At 62.5% G+C, this 17,506-nt stretch carries 17 protein-coding genes and 2 pseudogenes; 12 read left to right on the top strand and 7 right to left on the bottom strand.

The features are described from left to right. The first annotated feature begins 302 nt into the window (after positions 1-302). Together D6Z43_RS23510 and D6Z43_RS23505 are read left to right on the top strand one after the other, a co-directional pair. A complete protein-coding gene (locus tag D6Z43_RS23510) occupies positions 303-1,121 on the top strand; it encodes an outer membrane protein OmpK (RefSeq protein WP_120654423.1) in 819 nt (272 codons plus the stop codon). 108 nt (positions 1,122-1,229) lie between these two features. Then, a complete protein-coding gene (locus D6Z43_RS23505) occupies positions 1,230-1,541 on the top strand; it encodes a hypothetical protein (RefSeq protein ID WP_120654422.1) in 312 nt (103 codons plus the stop codon). A gap of 168 nt (positions 1,542-1,709) precedes the next feature. Here D6Z43_RS23505 and D6Z43_RS23500 read toward each other — a convergent pair whose 3' ends face one another. Further along, a complete protein-coding gene (locus D6Z43_RS23500) occupies positions 1,710-3,149 on the bottom strand; it encodes a sodium:solute symporter family protein (protein WP_120654421.1) in 1,440 nt (479 codons plus the stop codon). Positions 3,150-3,534: 385 nt separating this feature from the next. Between D6Z43_RS23500 and D6Z43_RS23495 the strand changes: the two genes are divergently transcribed. The 3 genes from D6Z43_RS23495 to D6Z43_RS23485 all read left to right on the top strand — a co-directional run bounded on the left by D6Z43_RS23495 (position 3,535) and on the right by D6Z43_RS23485 (position 6,167). Then, positions 3,535-4,371 carry an arylamine N-acetyltransferase gene (locus tag D6Z43_RS23495; protein WP_120654420.1) on the top strand — a complete coding sequence of 279 codons (837 nt, stop codon included), beginning with the start codon at positions 3,535-3,537 and terminating at the stop codon, positions 4,369-4,371. A 77-nt stretch (positions 4,372-4,448) separates the two neighbouring features. Next, positions 4,449-5,198, top strand: a complete 750-nt coding sequence (locus tag D6Z43_RS23490; RefSeq protein ID WP_120654419.1) for a phytanoyl-CoA dioxygenase family protein — start codon at positions 4,449-4,451, stop codon at positions 5,196-5,198. 498 nt (positions 5,199-5,696) lie between these two features. After that, positions 5,697-6,167 carry an LEA type 2 family protein gene (locus D6Z43_RS23485; protein WP_120654418.1) on the top strand — a complete coding sequence of 157 codons (471 nt, stop codon included), beginning with the start codon at positions 5,697-5,699 and terminating at the stop codon, positions 6,165-6,167. A 3-nt stretch (positions 6,168-6,170) separates the two neighbouring features. Here the strand turns inward: D6Z43_RS23485 and cysC are convergent, their stop codons facing one another. Both cysC and D6Z43_RS23475 read right to left on the bottom strand, forming a co-directional pair. Next, positions 6,171-6,752: an adenylyl-sulfate kinase gene (gene cysC / locus D6Z43_RS23480; RefSeq protein WP_120654417.1), complete on the bottom strand. Its 582-nt coding sequence runs from the start codon at positions 6,750-6,752 to the stop codon at positions 6,171-6,173. Next, positions 6,745-7,190, bottom strand: a pseudogene (locus D6Z43_RS23475) (sulfotransferase family 2 domain-containing protein). The gene cysC and the pseudogene D6Z43_RS23475 overlap by 8 nt, the downstream one beginning before the upstream one ends. A 198-nt stretch (positions 7,191-7,388) precedes the next feature. On the opposite strand from D6Z43_RS23475, the gene D6Z43_RS23470 reads away from it, so the two are divergent. Beyond that, positions 7,389-7,730 (top strand): zinc ribbon domain-containing protein YjdM, encoded by a 342-nt coding sequence (locus tag D6Z43_RS23470; protein ID WP_120654416.1) that lies wholly within the window; start codon positions 7,389-7,391, stop codon positions 7,728-7,730. 298 nt (positions 7,731-8,028) lie between these two features. Continuing rightward, positions 8,029-8,841: an NYN domain-containing protein gene (locus D6Z43_RS23465; protein WP_120654415.1), complete on the top strand. Its 813-nt coding sequence runs from the start codon at positions 8,029-8,031 to the stop codon at positions 8,839-8,841. A 72-nt stretch (positions 8,842-8,913) separates the two neighbouring features. Here the strand turns inward: D6Z43_RS23465 and D6Z43_RS23460 are convergent, their stop codons facing one another. The 3 genes from D6Z43_RS23460 to D6Z43_RS23450 form a co-directional block, all read right to left on the bottom strand. Then, positions 8,914-10,410 carry a CoA-acylating methylmalonate-semialdehyde dehydrogenase gene (locus D6Z43_RS23460; RefSeq protein WP_120654414.1) on the bottom strand — a complete coding sequence of 499 codons (1,497 nt, stop codon included), beginning with the start codon at positions 10,408-10,410 and terminating at the stop codon, positions 8,914-8,916. 101 nt (positions 10,411-10,511) lie between these two features. After that, positions 10,512-10,799: a cupin domain-containing protein gene (locus D6Z43_RS23455; RefSeq protein WP_120654413.1), complete on the bottom strand. Its 288-nt coding sequence runs from the start codon at positions 10,797-10,799 to the stop codon at positions 10,512-10,514. Then, positions 10,799-12,145, bottom strand: coding sequence for an aspartate aminotransferase family protein (locus D6Z43_RS23450; RefSeq protein WP_120654412.1), 1,347 nt, complete (start codon positions 12,143-12,145; stop codon positions 10,799-10,801). The genes D6Z43_RS23455 and D6Z43_RS23450 overlap by 1 nt, the downstream gene beginning before the upstream one ends. Before the next feature lie 120 nt (positions 12,146-12,265). Between D6Z43_RS23450 and D6Z43_RS23445 the strand changes: the two genes are divergently transcribed. From D6Z43_RS23445 to D6Z43_RS23425, 5 genes and pseudogenes are all read left to right on the top strand, one after another. Beyond that, entirely contained in the window at positions 12,266-13,186 is a 921-nt protein-coding gene (locus D6Z43_RS23445) for a LysR family transcriptional regulator (protein WP_120654411.1), read from the top strand. Between the two features lie 150 nt (positions 13,187-13,336). Next, positions 13,337-14,005 carry a TetR/AcrR family transcriptional regulator gene (locus D6Z43_RS23440; protein WP_120654410.1) on the top strand — a complete coding sequence of 223 codons (669 nt, stop codon included), beginning with the start codon at positions 13,337-13,339 and terminating at the stop codon, positions 14,003-14,005. Further along, positions 14,005-14,589, top strand: a complete 585-nt coding sequence (locus D6Z43_RS23435; protein ID WP_120654409.1) for a YigZ family protein — start codon at positions 14,005-14,007, stop codon at positions 14,587-14,589. Before D6Z43_RS23440 ends, D6Z43_RS23435 begins: the two co-directional genes overlap by 1 nt. A gap of 543 nt (positions 14,590-15,132) precedes the next feature. Further along, positions 15,133-16,083, top strand: coding sequence for an adenosine deaminase (locus D6Z43_RS23430; RefSeq protein ID WP_120654408.1), 951 nt, complete (start codon positions 15,133-15,135; stop codon positions 16,081-16,083). A 428-nt stretch (positions 16,084-16,511) separates the two neighbouring features. After that, a pseudogene (locus D6Z43_RS23425) lies at positions 16,512-16,910 on the top strand (hypothetical protein); the annotation flags it as partial. Here the strand turns inward: D6Z43_RS23425 and D6Z43_RS23420 are convergent. Then, on the bottom strand, positions 16,847-17,500 hold the full coding sequence (locus D6Z43_RS23420) for a 7-cyano-7-deazaguanine/7-aminomethyl-7-deazaguanine transporter (protein ID WP_120654406.1): 654 nt from the start codon (positions 17,498-17,500) through the stop codon (positions 16,847-16,849). The pseudogene D6Z43_RS23425 and the gene D6Z43_RS23420 overlap by 64 nt on opposite strands. Positions 17,501-17,506 lie beyond the last annotated feature (6 nt).

Raw genomic sequence — 17,506 nt, 5'->3', positions numbered from 1 at the left:
TGGTGGACCGGTGAAACGTGGCCCCCCTAAGACATGGCCCCCCTGCCGCCCCAATTCAAGGCAAAACCGCCCACACGGTCAGATTCATCCCCAGAGTTGTGCACCTGGTCAGCTTCCAGCAGTCGGGAAATCACCGCGAACCTCGTACAACCGCTTGAAAAACCTCGCCTTCACCCGATAATCGCGCGCCCGGTCGTTTGCCCAGAGCACCCTGGCGCTCTTTTTGCTGCCCGGCATACCTGACCAATCAGACAAGTTCTACGCAGATAGACACAGCTTAAAACCACTGGAGCCAATACCCGATGAACCGCGTCTTTTCCTCCCTGATGCTCGCTGGTGGCCTGCTGGCGGCCGGCAACGCCCTGGCCGACGGCCCCCTGCTGTGGCAGGACAACAGCCTGACCTACCTCTACGGCAAGGGTTTCGAGATCAACCCTGAAATCCAGCAGACCTTCACCTTCGAGCACGCCAGCGGCTGGACCTTCGGTGACCTGTTCATCTTCGTCGACCAGATCAACTACAACGGTGAGGAAGACGCCAACGCCGGCAAGAACACCTACTACGGCGAAATTTCCCCGCGCCTGTCCTTCGGCAAGATCTTCGACCAGAAGCTGGAATTGGGCCCCATCAGCGACGTGCTGCTGGCCGCGACCTACGAGCGTGGCGAGAACCGCAACCAGAACTACCTGCTCGGCCCGGGCTTCGACCTCAAGGTCCCCGGCTTCGACTACTTCCAGCTGAACTTCTACTACCGCAAGCCCGACGGCATCACCAACAGCCCGTCCGGCCAGTGGCAGGTCACCCCGGTGTGGTCCTACACCATTCCGGTGGGCAATTCGGACATCCTGATCGACGGGTTCATGGATTGGGTATGGAACAACAAGGACGCCACTTCCGACCGTCCGAATGACCTGCACGCCAACCTGCACTTCAACCCGCAGATCAAGTACGACCTGGGCAAGGCCATGGGCTGGAGCGCGGTGAAGCACTTCTACGTCGGCATCGAGTACGACTACTGGAAGAACAAGTACGCCATCGACGACAACAGCTTCCTCGGCGACGAGATCCTCGGCGGCACCGACCAGAACACCTTCAGCCTGCTGGCCAAGGTGCATTTCTGATGCCTGTGGGGCCCGGCACAATGTCGGGCCCCTCTGTCTTGCACCATGGAAAAGGCGGGTAGAGAATGCGCGACAGTCTCAGCCTGCAGTCAGAAAAGGAACCTTCCGATGGCCAGCGACAGCGCCCAAGCCACTTCGCACACCCGGGGTGAGAAACTGGTTTCCAGCGCCTGGATCGCCATCGCGATTGCCGCCCCCATCGGCTGCATCCTCGCCAGCGAGCCCTTCGACTTCTCCTCCGGCCTCGCCGCACTCTCCCTGATAGCCCTCTGCGCCATCTTCGCCTGCTGGCCGAAGCTTTTCTTCGCCCCCATCAACTACCGAAATCTCTGCGACGAAGTGCCCCGCAACAGCTCGATTGCCATGGCCGTATTCGTCGGCCTCACGGTGCTGCGCGGCTTCGTCGAACTGGTGGCCTGAAGCCTGATTTGTGGGGGCGAATTCATTCGCCAAGGGTGGCGTAGCTACCCCATTCAGCCTCGTAGGGCAGACCTTCGGCCTGCCTGGCGAATGAGTTCGCCCCTACAAGCCATTCGCCGCCAATGAAAAAGCCCCGCACTTGGCGGGGCTTTTTCATTTCTCGACCTATCAGGCCGCGACAGGCTCCAGGGACTCGCGACGGCTGCGCACGAACTGCGGCAGCATCGAGCCCACGAACATGCCAAGGGCACTGAACAGCAGGCCAGCCAGTTGCGGCGGCCAGAAGTCGGTTTCGGCGTAGGTGGCTTCCAGGAAGATCCAGGAGATCAGGCCCGCGGCGATTGCCAGCAGGGCGCCCTGGGTGGTGGCGCGTTTCCAGAAAAGACCTGCGAACAGCGGCACCACGGCGGCGACCAGGGTCACCTTGTAGGCGTTGCCCACCATCTCGTAGATGCTCGCATCCGAGTACAGGGCGAACAGCGAGGTCGCAATGGTCATTGCGATCACGCTCAGACGCATGGCCAGCAGGAACTGACGGTCGTTCATGTCCGGAATGAAGCGCTTGAGCACGTTCTCGGTGAAGGTCACCGACGGTGCCAGCAGGGTGCCGGAGGCAGTGGACATGATGGCCGAGAGCAACGCGCCGAAGAACATGATCTGGGCGAACAGCGGAGTGCGCTCCATGATCAGGTGCGGCAGGATCATCTGCGAGTCTTCGGCCAGCCACTTCTGCACCATGGCCGGGTCGATCAGCGATGCAGCGTAGGTCAGGAAGATCGGCAGCATGCAGAAGGAGAGGTAGAACACGGCGCCGGTCATGGAGGCACGGGCGGCGATGTTCTCAGTCTTGGCCGACATTACGCGGGCGTACACGTCCTGCTGCGGGATGGAGCCGAACATCATGGTCACCGCCGCGCCGATGAAGGCGACGATGTCCCGTGGCTCGAAGCCGTGCATGAAGGTGAACTTGCCTTCGCTGGCGGCATGGCTGATCACCACGTCGGCGCCACCGGCCATGTCACCGATCAGCCAGGTCAGGTACACCAGGCCGACGACGATGATGATCATCTGCATGAAGTCGGTAAGGGCCACGGACCACATACCGCCGAACAGGGTGTAGAGCAGCACGATACCGGTGCCGATCAGCATGCCCTGGGTAGTGGTAATGGAGCCGTCGGACAGCACGTTGAACACCAGGCCCAGTGCGGTGAGCTGTGCAGCCACCCAGCCCAGGTAGGAACCGATGATTACCAGGCTGGTGATCAGCTCGACGTTCGGACCGAAGCGCTTCCTGAAGAAGTCACCGATGGTCAGCAGGTTCATGCGGTAGAGGGGACGGGCGAACACCAGGCCTACCAGCATCAGGCAACCGAAAGAGCCGAAGGGGTCTTCGATGATCCCGGCGAATCCTTCCTCGATGAAGCTTGCGGGAATGCCCAGCACGGCTTCCGAGCCGAACCAGGTGGCGAACACCATCGCCGCAACCAGGGGGAAGGACATGCTCCGGCCGCCGGCCGCGAAGTCCTTGGAGTTTTTGACGCGGGTGGCGGCGTAGAAACCGACACCGACGGTGACCAGCAGGTATACCGCAACAAACCAGATAAGCATTTGTTCTTGTTCCAGAGGCACGCCCGTCGGGGCCGGAAACCTGGGAGACAGGAGTCTCGACTGACGGAGTTTTTGTTATTGACGGCGAAGCCCGGCACGGAGTGAACCGGGCGGATACCACGGAAGCGAAGTCTGCCAAAGACGTAAAATATGTCAAACAAATACAGCAGCAATGAGCAAAAAAATCGACAGAACGACTCTGGCCAAAAATACAGAGATCACCTCAAGCGCATGATTTATCTCTATTTTCCGCGTCATCTCGTGACCTGTTAGTTTCTTATTTTTTACATGGCCTGTTGATTAAGAACGACACCAAACTACCGTTCATCGCCAGTGGGAAGGCATCTGCTAGCATCCAGGCGTCATCGTCATGGAGCCTTCGTGCATGTACGCGCTGAACCCGCAACAGACCGAGTCTTACCTGCGCCATCTGGACATCCCCGCTGCGAAGCAGCCCGACCTTGCCAGCCTCGACCGGCTCATCGCTGCTCATCAGCGCCGGGTGGCCTTCGAGAACGTCGACGTACTGCTCGACCGCCCCATCCGTATCGACGCCGACGCGGTGTTCGCCAAGGTGGTGGAGCGCCAACGCGGTGGCTACTGCTACGAGCTGAACAATCTCTTCGCGCGCCTGCTGCTCGCCCTTGGCTACCAGATCGAACTGCTGGGCGGCCGGGTGCGCTGGGGCCTGCCGCTGGACGCACCGCAGACCATGCTTTCCCACCTGATGCTGCGCGTCCTGCTTCCGGAAGGCCCCTACCTGGCGGATGTCGGCTTCGGCTCCGCCACCCCCTGGCGCGCCGTGCCCCTGGCAGGTGAAATGCCTGGCAACCTCCCCTATCGCCTGCGCCCCCAGAACGACGGAACCGGCGAAGTGCAGCTGGAAAACTTCCGCGCGGAAACCGGCTGGGCGGCCTGCTATCGCTTCGGCGCGGAGGTAAACGCCTGGGTCGATTGCATCCCGCGCAACTGGTACACCTCCACCCACCCCAATAGCGTGTTCCGGCAGATGCTGATGACCGCCCGCAGCGAAGGCGAGTGGCGCCTGACCCTGGCCAACGGCACCTTCAACAAGCGCCATCGCGATGGCCGGGTGGAAAGCCGTAAGATCGAAGACGCAGCGGAACTGGTTGAAGTGCTGAGAAACGACTTTCTGCTGAGCCTGACGGAAGACGAGATCGAGCCGTTACACCAGCGCCTTGCCGGCCTGCTCAAGGGCTGACGCCTGGGCTCGAATGGTGGACCGGTGACGCGTGGTCCACCCTACAGGTAGCCCCACCGGCGAAAGAGGACATCCCCATGTCCACCACCGACCACCTTCGGGCGTTGCACGACCAGGGTTTCACCCTCCTTCCTGGCATACTCGATGGCCCCGCCATCGCCACCCTGCGCGCACTGATGGACCGACTCCAGCCCATCCACTGGGACTACATCGGCCTGGTGGATGACCACTTCAAATGCGTGTTCAACCGGGGCCCGGAGTGGCTGCCATATCTCGACCTGCCCGGAGTGATCGAACTGGCCGAAGCGGCACTCGGCGGAGACTGCCACCTGGTCGGCATGACCGCCTGGCGAAGCCACCCCGGCTTTATCGGCGGCGAACTGCACGTGGACCATCTGGCCATGGAACTGCCGGAAAGCCTGCTGGCTGACCCGGCCTTCTCGCTGCCGGTGCAGATATGCACAGCGCACCTCTACCTCGACGATATCGACGCCGACCTCTGCCCCACTCTGGTGATTCCTGGCAGCCATCGCGCCGGACGCAAGCCCTGCACAGGAGAAACCAGCTGGCGCGGCAAATCGGCCGAAGCCGTGCTGTGCAGGGCCGGCGATGTGCTGGTGTTTCGCAGCGAGCTCTGGCACACCGGCAGTCGCAATCGCACAGCCGACCGCACTCGCTACCTGCTGCAGGTGCATTACGGACAACGCATGGTGGCGCAGAAGTTCTCGCCCTACCTCGCCTTCCGCTTCAACCCGGACGTGCTGGCCGCCTGCTCTCCACGTCAGCGCCGCCTGATGGGCGATCACGAAGCCGCTGAATACGACTGACGCCGAAAAACCGAGCAAGCGCTTCCAGCCCATCTCCCGCGGGCCACAGCGGCATTTACCCCAAAGATATCCACAGAGCGACCCACAGTTTTTATGCGCATTACCTGACCTGCAGCAGGGGGCATGCCTAGCGTTATGGGAGCTAGTTCACTCGCGAGTTTCAGAGCCATCGCAACCCGCAGCCCAGGCAGCTCAAGACACCTGAGCAAAATCCAACCACCACGCTGAAAGCCGCGCACTTCAATGCCTGTAGCCATCCACCCCAAAGCTATCCACAGCTTGCCCCACAGATTCCGTGAGTATCTGCGGCAGGCCTTCAGGCGGATAGGGTTGCACCCCGCATGCACATGAAACGAGCAACCAGTGCCAACCCGCCAGGCACGGGCCTTGCGGCAATCCATCCAGAAGATATCCACAGCTCGCTCCACAGAAAATGTGGGCACGCCCTCACGGGCCTGATCTTTACTTCAACGCAAGACCTCACGCAGGAAGCACGCCATGCGCACCACCGGCCTTGCCGCCCTGTTGATTCCCCTGCTGCTCCTGACGGACTGTGCCGACTTCGGTACACGCGACCCGTTGCAGGTCGACCTGGCAGGTATGGAGCCCATTCCCGGCGAGGGGTTGGAAGTGCGCTTCAACCTCAAGCTCCGCGTGCAGAACCCCAACGAGGGCGCCATCCATTACAACGGCGTGGCCCTGGAACTGGACTTGAACGACCTGCCCATGGCCAGCGGGGTCAGCAGCAAGGGCGGGACGGTGGCGGGATTTGGCGAGACGCTGATCGAAGTTCCGGTGACCATCTCGGCCTTTTCGGTCCTGCGGCAGGCCTGGACGCTCAGCGGCACCCATCCGTTCCAGAACGTGCCCTACGCCCTGCGCGGCAAACTGGGCGGCGGCTTCTGGGGAACCCGGCGCTTCACCGACGCCGGCGTTCTGAGTATTCCCGAACCCATCGACACGCCCTGAGCCTCAAGTGCTCAGCACGAATCCCAGCAGCTCGTGAGTCGCCGACGTCAGCGAAATAGCTCCGGTATCAATTTCCCAGTCCGCATCCAGCGGCGGCTCGTAGGGACTGTCCAGGCCAGTGAAGTCACGGATACGTCCTTCCAGCGCCGCCTGGTACAGGCCTTTCGGATCGCGCTGCGCACAAACATCGAACGATGTGCTGACGTACACAGAGAAGAATTCACCCGGATTGAACAACTGCCGCGCCATTTCACGGTCAGCGCGAAAAGGCGAGATCGCCGCGACGATCACGATCAACCCCGCATCCACCATCAGCCGTGCCACTTCGGCGATGCGCCGGACATTTTCGCGACGATCCTCGGCACTCATGCCCAGGCCGCGACAGAGGCCACCGCGCAGATTGTCGCCATCCAGCACATAGGTGTGCAGGCCACGGGCGTTGAGCTCAAGCTCCAGGGCATTGGCCAGGGTGGACTTGCCGGAGCCGGACAGGCCGGTCAGCCAGATGCAGCGTGGACGCTGATGCTTGATCGAAGCTCTGGCCCGTGCAGGCACGGCCAACGTGCAGGTGACTGCCTCACTCATAGCCCAACCACTCGTAATCTCGCGCATAGACCCGGCGCACTATGCGCCGAGTGCGCGCCGAACAGAATTCCCGCACCGGGACCGACTGCCGCTGCAACGTGTGGTTCATGTGCTGTAGGCGGAACAGGCGCGCTCCAGCGGGTCGCGCACGAAGGTGAACTTGAACGCCCTCGCGTAGTGCTCGGGGAACTGCTGCTCGTACCAGTACAGCGGCACATGCCCCGGCCGCCAGTTGCCGAACAGCGCCGAGCTGACGCTGTTGCCGGCGAACTTGGGGACGTGGATGAAGAGACAACCATTGAGGCTGAACTGCGGCGGCAACCCGAGCCTGGCGGACATCGACCGGTTCACTACCTGACGATCCACCGCGCTCAGGCGGCTACGCAGGAAACTGCGCTGCTTCCTGGGGATCAGCTTCCAGAACACACGTTGCAGCATGGCACCCTCGATGCGGGATAGGCCCGCGCACTATCAATGGAGCCAGACTAGCAGCCGCTTTTCCCGAGAAGATTTTGACATGGTCAAGTCGGTAAAGCGGCGGATACAAACGCATTACGAACGCGCAGAAATGGGCAAGGCGATGGCAAAACCCTATACAATCCATGGTTTTTCGTGACACCGACGTCGAGGTAAACCGTGAGCACCCTGCCGCCCTGCCCCAAATGCAACTCCGAATACACCTACGAAGATGGCGCAATGCTGATCTGCCCGGAGTGCGCCCACGAGTGGTCCGCCGACACCGGCGCTGAGGCAGTCAGCGACGACAAGGTGATCAAGGACTCCGTCGGCAACGTCCTGCAGGACGGCGACACCATCACCGTGATCAAGGACCTCAAGGTCAAGGGCTCGTCCCTGGTAGTGAAGGTCGGTACCAAGGTGAAGAACATCCGCCTGGTCGACGGCGACCACGACATCGACTGCAAGATCGATGGTATTGGCGCGATGAAGCTGAAATCGGAATTCGTGCGCAAGGTGTAAGTCTCTACCCCCCGACAAAAGCCCGGCATCTGTCGGGCTTTTTGTTGGGTCATAGATGCAAGCTCCATAGGTTGGCGCTGAGCGAAACTAAGCCCAACAAGGTGACCAGACATAACTCCTGCAATCCCCGCAGCACCGCTGCCAGCCTTGCAGGGGGACATCGCTTTACATGCGCATCCAGCCTCCGTCGGTGAGCCGGTGAAGCTTGCGCCACCCTACGAAAACGACCCATCGCTGGCCATGGCACCAGTCACCGGTCCGCAGTATGGTCAGGCATTCACTACCCCAAGGATGAACCATGGCCATCAAGCAGCAAGCCCCTCGCCAGCAGAAGCACCTGGCCGTTCTGATCGACGCCGACAACGCGCCGGCCGCTATCATCGAGGGCCTGTTCGAAGAAATCGCCAAGTACGGCGTGGCCAGCGTGAAACGCATTTACGGCGACTGGACCGGCCCGCAACTGGGCAGCTGGAAGAAAGTGTTGCTCGACCACTCCATCCAGCCCATCCAGCAGTTCGCCTACACCAAGGGCAAGAACGCCACCGACAGTGCGCTGATCATCGACGCCATGGACCTGCTCTATACCCGGCGCTTCGACGGTTTCTGCCTGGTTTCCAGCGATAGTGATTTCACCCGCCTGGCCGCGCGCTTGCGGGAAGAAGGCCTGACCGTGTACGGATTCGGTGAGGAGAAGACACCCAAGCCCTTTGTCTCGGCCTGCGACAAGTTCATCTACACCGAGATACTTCGCGCCGAGCTTCTGCCTGAGCCAACCCCCAGCGGTGACAAGCCGTCCGTTGCAGCGCCGCAACCGGCCGAGGCGCCCAAATCGACTGATAAGCCCTCCCCGGTGAAGCCGCAGAAAGTTCCGGTGAACGCAATTGCAACAGTCATCGACGGGCTAGACGAAGAAGACGGCTGGGCTCCCCTCGCAGCTGTGGGTTCCAACATCACCAAGATCCGCACCGACTTCGATCCGCGCCTGTACGGGTTCAAGAAGTTGAGCGACCTGATCAAGGGGAACCCGAAACACTTCGAGCTCGAGGAACGTGGAACCACCACGACTGGGGGAAAGGTGCTGTTCGTGCGCAACCGCAAGATCGGAAAGTAACTGTCCGCTCAGTTACCCATCAAAACAAAAAGGCCCGGCAAATATGCCGGGCCTTTTCGTTCAACGGGTCAATCAACCGTTGCTGGGGAAGGCGAATTGCGCAGCCTCGTGGCTGGCGCGCTGCGGCCAGCGCTGGGTGATGGCCTTGCGACGGGTGTAGAAGCGCACGCCGTCCGGGCCGTAGGCGTGCAGGTCGCCGAACAGGGAGCGTTTCCAGCCGCCAAAGCTGTGGTAGGCCACCGGTACCGGCAGCGGCACGTTGACGCCGACCATGCCCACTTCGATTTCGTCGCAGAACAGGCGGGCGGCTTCGCCGTCACGGGTGAAGATGCAGGTGCCGTTGCCGTATTCGTGGTCGTTGATCAGCTGCATGGCGTCTTCCAGGCTGCCGACGCGGACGATGCACAGCACCGGGCCGAAGATTTCTTCCTGGTAGATGCGCATGTCGGCCTTGACGTGGTCGAACAGGGTGCCGCCGACGAAGTAGCCGTCTTCATGGCCGGCCACGCGGTAGCCACGGCCGTCCACCACCAGCTTGGCGCCAGCAGCGACGCCGTCGTCGATGTAGCCGACCACCTTGTCGCGGGCGGCGGCGGTGACCAGCGGGCCCATGTCCAGGCCGCATTGGGTGCCGGCGCCGATCTTCAGGCCCTTGATCTGCGGAACGATCTTGTCCACCAGGGCATCGGCGATCTGGTCGCCCACGCACACGGCCACGGAAATGGCCATGCAGCGCTCGCCGCAGGAACCGTAGGCGGCCCCCATCAGTGCGCTGACGGCGTTGTCCAGGTCGGCGTCGGGCATCAGCACGGCGTGGTTCTTGGCGCCGCCGAGGGCCTGCACGCGCTTGCCGCGCTTGGTGCCTTCGGCATAGATGTACTCGGCGATCGGGGTCGAGCCAACGAAGCTCAGGGCCTTCACTTCGGGCGCTTCGATCAGCGCATCCACGGCTTCCTTGTCGCCGTTGACCACGTTCAGCACGCCCTTGGGCAGGCCGGCCTGATGGAAGAGCTCGGCGATCAGCAGGGTGGAGCTCGGGTCACGCTCGGAGGGCTTGAGGATGAAGGTGTTGCCGCAGGCGATGGCCAGCGGGTACATCCACAGCGGCACCATGGCCGGGAAGTTGAACGGGGTGATGCCGGCGACCACGCCCAGCGGCTGGAAGTCGCTCCAGGCGTCGATGTTCGGGCCGACATTGCGGGTGTATTCGCCCTTGAGGATTTCCGGGGCGGCGCAGGCGTACTCGACGTTCTCGATACCACGCTTGAGCTCACCGGCGGCGTCTTCCAGGGTCTTGCCGTGTTCTTCGGCGATCAGCTTGGCGATGACTGCTTCGTTCTGCTCCAGCAGTTGCTTGAAGCGGAACAGCACCTGGGCGCGCTTGGCCGGCGGGGTGTTGCGCCATGCCGGGAAGGCGGCCTTGGCGGCGTCGATGGCCTGCTGGATAGTGGCGCGGCTGGCCAGGCCGACCATGCGGTGGGCTTCGCCGGTGGACGGGTTGAACACGTCCGCGGTGCGGCCTTGGTCGTCGATACGTTCGCCGTTGATCAGGTGCGGAATGAGGCTCATGGGTGGGGTCTCTTGTAGGGCATTTTGTCCGGTAGGTCCGCAGGGGAGGTGGTTTCCCTCACCCCAGCCCTCTCCTGGAGGGAGAGGGGGCAGACCGTGCATTACTTGATTTCTGTTTCCACGAAGACCACTTCGTGGTCGCTGGCGTTGATCACGTTGTGTTCGACGCCTGCCTTGCGGAAGTAACTCTGGCCGGCCACCAGGGGGGCGTGCTTGTCGCCCTCCGGGGTTTCCAGCAGCAGGGTGCCGTTGGTCATCGGCACCACGACATAGTCGTAACCATGGCGGTGGCGACCGGTTTCGGCACCGGGGGCGAAGCGCCACTCGGTGACGATCACCTCGTCGTTATCCACCTGCACGGTGGGCACGGCCTGCGGGCGTTGGCTCATCAGTTGACGCCCTGCAGGGCCTGGCCGACGGCGTCGAACAGGCGATCCAGCTCTTCCGGCTTGGCGTTGAAGGTTGGGCCGAACTGCAGGGTGTCGCCGCCGAAGCGCACGTAGAAGCCGGCCTTCCACAGGGCCATGCCGGCCTCGAACGGACGCACGATGGCGTCGCCGTCACGCGGGGCGATCTGCAGGGCACCGGCCAGGCCGCAGTTGCGGATGTCGACGACGTGCTTGGCGCCCTTCAGACCGTGGATGGCCTTCTCGAAGTGCGGAGCCAGTTCGGCCGATTGCTGCACCAGGTTTTCCTTCTCCAGCAGGTCCAGGGCGGCCAGGCCGGCGGCGCAGGCAACCGGATGCGCGGAGTAGGTGTAGCCGTGGGTGAACTCGACGGCGTACTCGGGCGTCGCCTGGTTCATGAAGGTCTGGTAGATCTCGCGGCTGGCGATCACCGCGCCCATGGGGATGGCGCCGTTGGTGATCTGCTTGGCCACGTTCATCAGGTCCGGGGTCACGCCGAAGTATTCGGCACCGGTCATCTTGCCCATGCGGCCGAAGGCGGTGATCACTTCGTCGAAGATCAGCAGGATGTTGTTCTGGTCGCAGATTTCGCGCAGGCGTTGCAGGTAGCCGGCCGGCGGCACGATCACGCCAGCGGAGCCGGACATCGGCTCGACGATCACGGCGGCGATGTTGGACGCGTCATGCAGTTCGATCAGTTTCAGTAGTTCGTTGGCCAGCTCCACGCCGCCGGTTTCGGCTGCGCCCTTGGTGAAGGCCATGCCCGGCTGCAGGGTATGCGGCAGGTGGTCGACGTCCATCAACTGGCCGAACATCTTGCGGTTGCCACCAATGCCGCCCAGGGCGGTGCCGGCGACGTTCACGCCGTGGTAGCCACGGGCGCGGCCGATCAGCTTGGTCTTCTGCGGCTGGCCTTTGAGGCGCCAGTAGGCGCGGGCCATCTTGATGGAGGTGTCGGCGCACTCGGAACCGGAACCGGTGAAGAACACGTGGTTCAGCTCGCCCGGAGTGAGGTTGGCAATCTTCTCGGCCAGCTGGAAGGACAGCGGGTGGCCGTACTGGAAGCCTGGCGAATAGTCGAGGGTGCCGAGCTGCTTGGCCACGGCTTCCTGGATTTCCTTGCGCGAGTGACCGGCGCCACAGGTCCACAGGCCGGAGAGGCTGTCGTAGATGCGACGGCCCTGGTCATCGATCAGCCAGCTGCCTTCAGCGGCGACGATCAGGCGCGGGTCGCGCTGGAAGTTGCGGTTGGCTGAAAACGGCATCCAGTGAGCGTCCAGCTTGAGCTGGCTGGCGAGAGGAAGCTGGGCGGTCTGCGGCATGTTCATGTGTGGCCTCGAATGGGTCTTGTTCTGAGGAACGACGAGCTACTTGCTGCCGACATTGCCACGGGCATAAAGTCACGAAAATCCAACTTTACTTATCTTTAGATCAGAGGTTACTAAACCATGAGCAGCCGCCGCCCCGAGCCGCTGGCGCAGGTCAGCGATTTCGATATCCGCCTGCTGCGCATCTTCCGCAGCGTGGTGGAATGCGGCGGTTTCTCCGCCGCCGAGAGCGTGCTGGGCATCGGTCGCTCGGCCATCAGCCAGCAAATGAGCGACCTCGAGCAACGCCTCGGCCTGCGCCTGTGCCAACGCGGCCGCGCCGGCTTCGCGCTGACCGAGGAAGGCCGCGAGGTATTCCAGTCATCCATGCAGTTGCTGGCGGCACTGGAAACCTTCCGCACCGAGGTCAATGGTCTGCACCAGCATTTGCGCGGAGAGCTGAACATCGGCCTCACCGACAACCTGGTGACGCTGCCGCACATGCGCATCACCAACGCGCTCGCCCGTCTGAAGACCCTCGGGCCGGATGTGCAGATCAATATCCGCATGACGCCACCCAGCGAGGTGGAGCAAGGTGTGCTCGACGGTCGTCTGCATGTCGGCGTGGTACCCCAGACCGCGGCCCTCTCCGGCCTGGAATACCAACCGCTGTACAGCGAACGTTCGCTGCTCTACTGCGCCGTCGGTCACCCGCTGTTCTACGCCGACGATGCGCAACTGAGCGACGAGCGCCTGAATCAGCAGGACGCCATTGCCCCCACCTTCCGTCTACCGGCGGACATCCAGTCCCACTATCAGGTGCTCAACAGCACGGCCAGCGCCTCGGACCGCGAAGGCATGGCCTTCCTGATCCTCACCGGGCGCTACATCGGCTACCTGCCGGACCATTACGCCACCTTCTGGGTGCAACAGGGGCGGTTGCGGGCACTGAAGCCGACGAACCGGTTCTACGACCTGTCGCTGGCCTCGGTCACCCGCAAGGGGCGCCGACCGCACCTGGTGCTGGAGAGCTTCCTGGAAGCACTGGCGGCGACGACCTGACGGTGCGAAACGGCTGCTTCCCAGCCCCATTTGGGTGCAGCCGTGACAAATCCCGCGAATAACCTGACCACGGCTACAGTTTTGGCTTGTCGGACACGCCAACCTGAGTTATCAGTGCTGTCGCCACCCCATCTCAGAATCTGGAAGCCTATGACCTCACTGGTGCCCGCCCACAGCCCGAATCCTTCCGCGAAGCCCGCCGGACGCATCCGTCAGAAGAACGAAGAACTGATACTTGCCGCCGCCGAAGAAGAGTTCGCCCGCCACGGATTCAAGGGCACCAGCATGAACACCATCGCCGTCCGCGCAGGGCTGCCGAAGGCCAACCTGCACTACTACTTCACCAACAAGCTGGGTCTGTACGTCGCGGTGTTGAGCAATCAACTGGAACTCTGGGACAGCACCTTCAATACCCTGACCGCCGAGGACGACCCAGCCGAGGCCCTGGCCCGCTACATCCGCGCCAAGATGGAGTTCTCCCGGCGCAACCCGCTCGCGTCGAAGATATTCGCCATGGAGATCATCAGCGGCGGCGGCTGCCTGGCAGAGCACTTCGATCAGGACTACCGCACGTGGTTCAAAGGACGCGCAGGCGTGTTCGAAGCCTGGATCGCCGCTGGCAAGATGGATCCGGTGGACCCGGTCAACCTTATATTCCTGCTCTGGGGCAGCACCCAGCACTACGCCGACTTCAACACTCAGATCTGCCGTGTCACCGGCCGCAAGCGCCTGACCAAGGACGATTTCGAAGCGGCCACGCAGAACCTCATCCAGATCATCCTCAAGGGCTGCGGCCTGACGCCGCCCGCGACCGCCTGATGCCATACACGCTGTCCTCTCCCGCCGAATACCGCGAGGAAATCAAGAAGAGCCGCTTCATCGCCCACGCCGCACAAGTGGCCAGCGTCGAGGAGGCCCAGGCCTTCATTGCACGGCTGTCCGAGCCCGGCGCTTCCCATAACTGCTGGGCCTGGAAACTGGGCAACCAATATCGTTTCAGCGACGACGGCGAACCCGGAGGCACCGCCGGACGCCCCATCCTCGCCGCCATCGAAGGCCAGGATTGCGACCAGGTGGCAGTGCTGGTAATCCGTTATTACGGTGGCATCCAACTCGGCACCGGCGGTCTGGCACGCGCCTACGGCGGCAGCGCCGCCAAATGCCTGCAGGGCGGCCAACGCGTGGAGCTGGTGGCGCGCAGTCGCATCAGCTGCCACCCCGGTTTTGCCGAACTACCGCTACTCAAGGCTCGCCTCGCCGAGTTCGAAGCCCTGGTGGAAAGTGAAAGCTTCGATGCCGAAGGCGCCGAGCTGGTCCTGGCCCTGCCCGATGGCCGCATCGCCGGGCTGGAACAGGTTCTGCGGGACATCAGTCGGGGACGCCTGGAAGTGAAACGACTCTAGGGATGAATTCATTCGCCAACCGGAGCGAAGGTTCGGCGATCAGCCATCCACAGCCGTAGGGTGCGCCATGCGCACCAAGCCCAGGCCCCGAATCCCTGGTGTGCGCAGCGCACCCTACAGAATGAACCCGCTCCGAATCCCACCCACAATTTCTGTGGAGCCGGCTGTGGATAACTCGTGGACTTCTCGCTGTAACGCCGCTGTGGTGCGGATTAGCGAGAGTTGTTCGCTTTTTGCCCAGCCCCCTCTCTTTTCTCTTGCACCAAAGATAAGCAACTGATTTTCGGTACTTTCCAACGCGCACCAAGGCTGCGCATCTGGCTACCCTCGTGGCCGCGCTTGTCCACCTCCAGCGGGGAAAAGACTGTGGATAAGCTTGGGAGTATCCGCCGCAGCCCATGAGCCACGGCACTTGCAGGCGGATGATCAATAAACAGCCAAAAAGCTTCCCTGGTGAACCCGGGCGGGCCGACACCCTCTCAGCACATTCCCATCCAGCCAGTTAAACTTTCCGGCGATCTGGCCTGAAAACGAGAAACCACCATGTACGACTGGCTCAATGCCCTACCCAAGGCTGAATTGCATCTGCACCTGGAGGGTTCGCTGGAGCCCGAACTGCTGTTCGCCCTGGCCGAACGCAACAGGGTCGCGCTGCCCTGGGCCGATGTGGAAACCCTGCGCAAGGCCTACGCCTTCAACAACCTGCAGGAGTTCCTCGACCTCTATTACTCCGGCGCCGACGTGCTGCGCACTGAGCAGGACTTCTACGACCTGACCTGGGCCTACCTCGAGCGCTGCAAGGCGCAGAACGTTATCCACACTGAACCCTTCTTCGACCCGCAGACCCACACCGACCGGGGCATCCCCTTCGAGGTGGTGCTGTCCGGCATTCGCCAGGCCCTGGAAGACGGTCGCGAGCAACTGGGCATCAGCTCCGGGCTGATCCTCAGCTTCCTGCGCCACCTCTCCGAAGACGAAGCGCAGAAAACCCTCGACCAGGCCCTGCCCTTCCGTGACGCCTTCATCGCCGTCGGCCTGGACAGCTCGGAAAAGGGCCACCCGCCTAGCAAGTTCCAACGCGTGTTCGATCGTGCCCGCGCCGAAGGCTTCCTCACTGTCGCCCACGCAGGCGAAGAAGGTCCGCCGGAGTACATCTGGGAAGCCCTGGACCTGCTCAAGATCGAACGCATCGATCACGGCGTACGCGCCATCGAGGATGAGCGGCTGATGCAGCGCATCATCGACGAGCAGATCCCGCTCACCGTGTGCCCGCTGTCGAACATCAAGCTCTGCGTGTTCGACCACATGCGCCAGCACAACATCCTCGACATGCTGGAGCGCGGCGTGAAGGTAACGGTGAACTCCGATGACCCGGCCTATTTCGGCGGCTACGTCACCGAGAACTTCGCCGCCCTGCACGAGCACCTGGGCATGACCGAGGACCAGGCGAAGCGCCTGGCGCAGAACAGCCTGGACGCACGCCTGGTGAAGTAATCGTCACCGCAGGTCGGCGCCAGGCGCAGCACGGCCCGACGCCAGAGCCCGGTTCTGGGCACTGGATCGTTGGGCTTCGCTGCGCTCGCGGATCGCCACCTGCCCCAACCTCAAATTGCCCAGTGGTCACTGGCTTCGCCCGTAGCTTGTAGGAAATTTCCCAGAGCCAAGTAGTCCGGGATGGACGCCCTACCAGACCCGCTTCCGGCGCCCCTTAAGATGCCTCCCATCGCCTTGCGAGACCGCCCGCGCTGTCTTCGCCACAAGACCAAAACCCGATGGATACCGAGGCTCCCTCTTCATGCAGACCAGAATCGTCATTGTCGATGAGGGCCGCATCGTCGACCTTGGCCGCCAGGTACGTGCGCGCATGCAGCAGGTCGGTCAGCCTCACCTCGGCCTGGCAACTGGTCTGACAGCCCCAGCAGCAAGCCTTGCAACACGCCGAACGTCATTATCAGGAGGAACTTCAATTGCAGATCGACCTGGCCAACCTGCCAGCCAATTCCGTCCCGTCGGGCGAACGCGTTACGAACGCGGCACTGCCCGGATTCCTTGCCAGGACCAGTGCCAATGCCGAAATCACCCTTGAGCGCATGGATGGCGATGGCGCTGGCCGCATGAGCCTGAACCTGGCGGGCACGCTGAGCAGTGTGCTCGCCTGGATGGAGCGGTTGGAGGAAAGCGGCGTAGAGGTGGTATCGCTGGGAATGGACGTCGACCGCGAAGCCGACGTAAAGGCGCGGATGGTGGTGGCGACGCCTCAGGAAGCCCGCGCCGGACTCGGCGTCAGCAAGCGCAGAAGACCGCCCAGCAACACACCATAGAGCGGCACGAAGAGCACCAGGCTGATGGCCAGTTTGACGCCGTAGTCGACGGTGGCGATCTCTACCCAGTTCGCCGCCATGAAGGGGTTGTCGCTGCGCCAGAAGGCCACGGAGAAGAACGCGAAGGTATCCAGCAGGTTACCGGCAATGGTCGAGGCCACCGGGGCTACCCACCACTGGCGCATCTTGCGCAGGCGGTCGAAGACCTGGATATCCAGCACCTGACCCAATACATAGGCGAGGAAGCTGGCCAGGGAAATCCGCGCGACGAACAGGTTGAACTCGCCGAGTGCGGCGAAGCCCTGGAAGCTCGCTTCCTGGAACAGCACGGACACCACATAGGACGCCAGAAGCGCCGGCACCATGACCCGGGCGATGACCCGGCGTGCCGCGACCTTGCCCATCAGGCGTACGGTGAGGTCAGTGGCCAAGAAGATGAACGGAAAGCTGAATGCGCCCCAAGTGGTGTGCCAGCCGAACAGAGTGATCGGCAACTGCACCAGGTAGTTGCTGGCGATGATGATGAAGATGTGGAAAGCGATCAGGCCGGTCAGTGCCGGACGCCAGATCGAAGGCGTTGTAGCGGGCATGTTGGT

This window comes from Pseudomonas sp. DY-1, from assembly GCF_003626975.1.
Classification (GTDB): domain Bacteria; phylum Pseudomonadota; class Gammaproteobacteria; order Pseudomonadales; family Pseudomonadaceae; genus Metapseudomonas.
This window is presented reverse-complemented; position numbering and strand designations above follow the sequence as displayed.

Bases quoted from the DNA above. Each gene is read 5' to 3' on its own strand.
- D6Z43_RS23445 (WP_120654411.1), top strand. From the start codon at position 12,266: ATGAGCAGCCGCCGCCCCGAGCCGCTGGCGCAGGTCAGCGATTTCGAT.
- cysC (WP_120654417.1), bottom strand. From the start codon at position 6,752: ATGAGTGAGGCAGTCACCTGCACGTTGGCCGTGCCTGCACGGGCCAGA.
- D6Z43_RS23450 (WP_120654412.1), bottom strand. From the start codon at position 12,145: ATGAACATGCCGCAGACCGCCCAGCTTCCTCTCGCCAGCCAGCTCAAG.
- D6Z43_RS23500 (WP_120654421.1), bottom strand. From the start codon at position 3,149: ATGCTTATCTGGTTTGTTGCGGTATACCTGCTGGTCACCGTCGGTGTC.
- D6Z43_RS23430 (WP_120654408.1), top strand. From the start codon at position 15,133: ATGTACGACTGGCTCAATGCCCTACCCAAGGCTGAATTGCATCTGCAC.
- D6Z43_RS23435 (WP_120654409.1), top strand. From the start codon at position 14,005: ATGCCATACACGCTGTCCTCTCCCGCCGAATACCGCGAGGAAATCAAG.
- D6Z43_RS23505 (WP_120654422.1), top strand. From the start codon at position 1,230: ATGGCCAGCGACAGCGCCCAAGCCACTTCGCACACCCGGGGTGAGAAA.
- D6Z43_RS23440 (WP_120654410.1), top strand. From the start codon at position 13,337: ATGACCTCACTGGTGCCCGCCCACAGCCCGAATCCTTCCGCGAAGCCC.
- D6Z43_RS23455 (WP_120654413.1), bottom strand. From the start codon at position 10,799: ATGAGCCAACGCCCGCAGGCCGTGCCCACCGTGCAGGTGGATAACGAC.
- D6Z43_RS23420 (WP_120654406.1), bottom strand. From the start codon at position 17,500: ATGCCCGCTACAACGCCTTCGATCTGGCGTCCGGCACTGACCGGCCTG.
- D6Z43_RS23465 (WP_120654415.1), top strand. From the start codon at position 8,029: ATGGCCATCAAGCAGCAAGCCCCTCGCCAGCAGAAGCACCTGGCCGTT.
- D6Z43_RS23495 (WP_120654420.1), top strand. From the start codon at position 3,535: ATGTACGCGCTGAACCCGCAACAGACCGAGTCTTACCTGCGCCATCTG.
- D6Z43_RS23490 (WP_120654419.1), top strand. From the start codon at position 4,449: ATGTCCACCACCGACCACCTTCGGGCGTTGCACGACCAGGGTTTCACC.
- D6Z43_RS23460 (WP_120654414.1), bottom strand. From the start codon at position 10,410: ATGAGCCTCATTCCGCACCTGATCAACGGCGAACGTATCGACGACCAA.
- D6Z43_RS23485 (WP_120654418.1), top strand. From the start codon at position 5,697: ATGCGCACCACCGGCCTTGCCGCCCTGTTGATTCCCCTGCTGCTCCTG.
- D6Z43_RS23510 (WP_120654423.1), top strand. From the start codon at position 303: ATGAACCGCGTCTTTTCCTCCCTGATGCTCGCTGGTGGCCTGCTGGCG.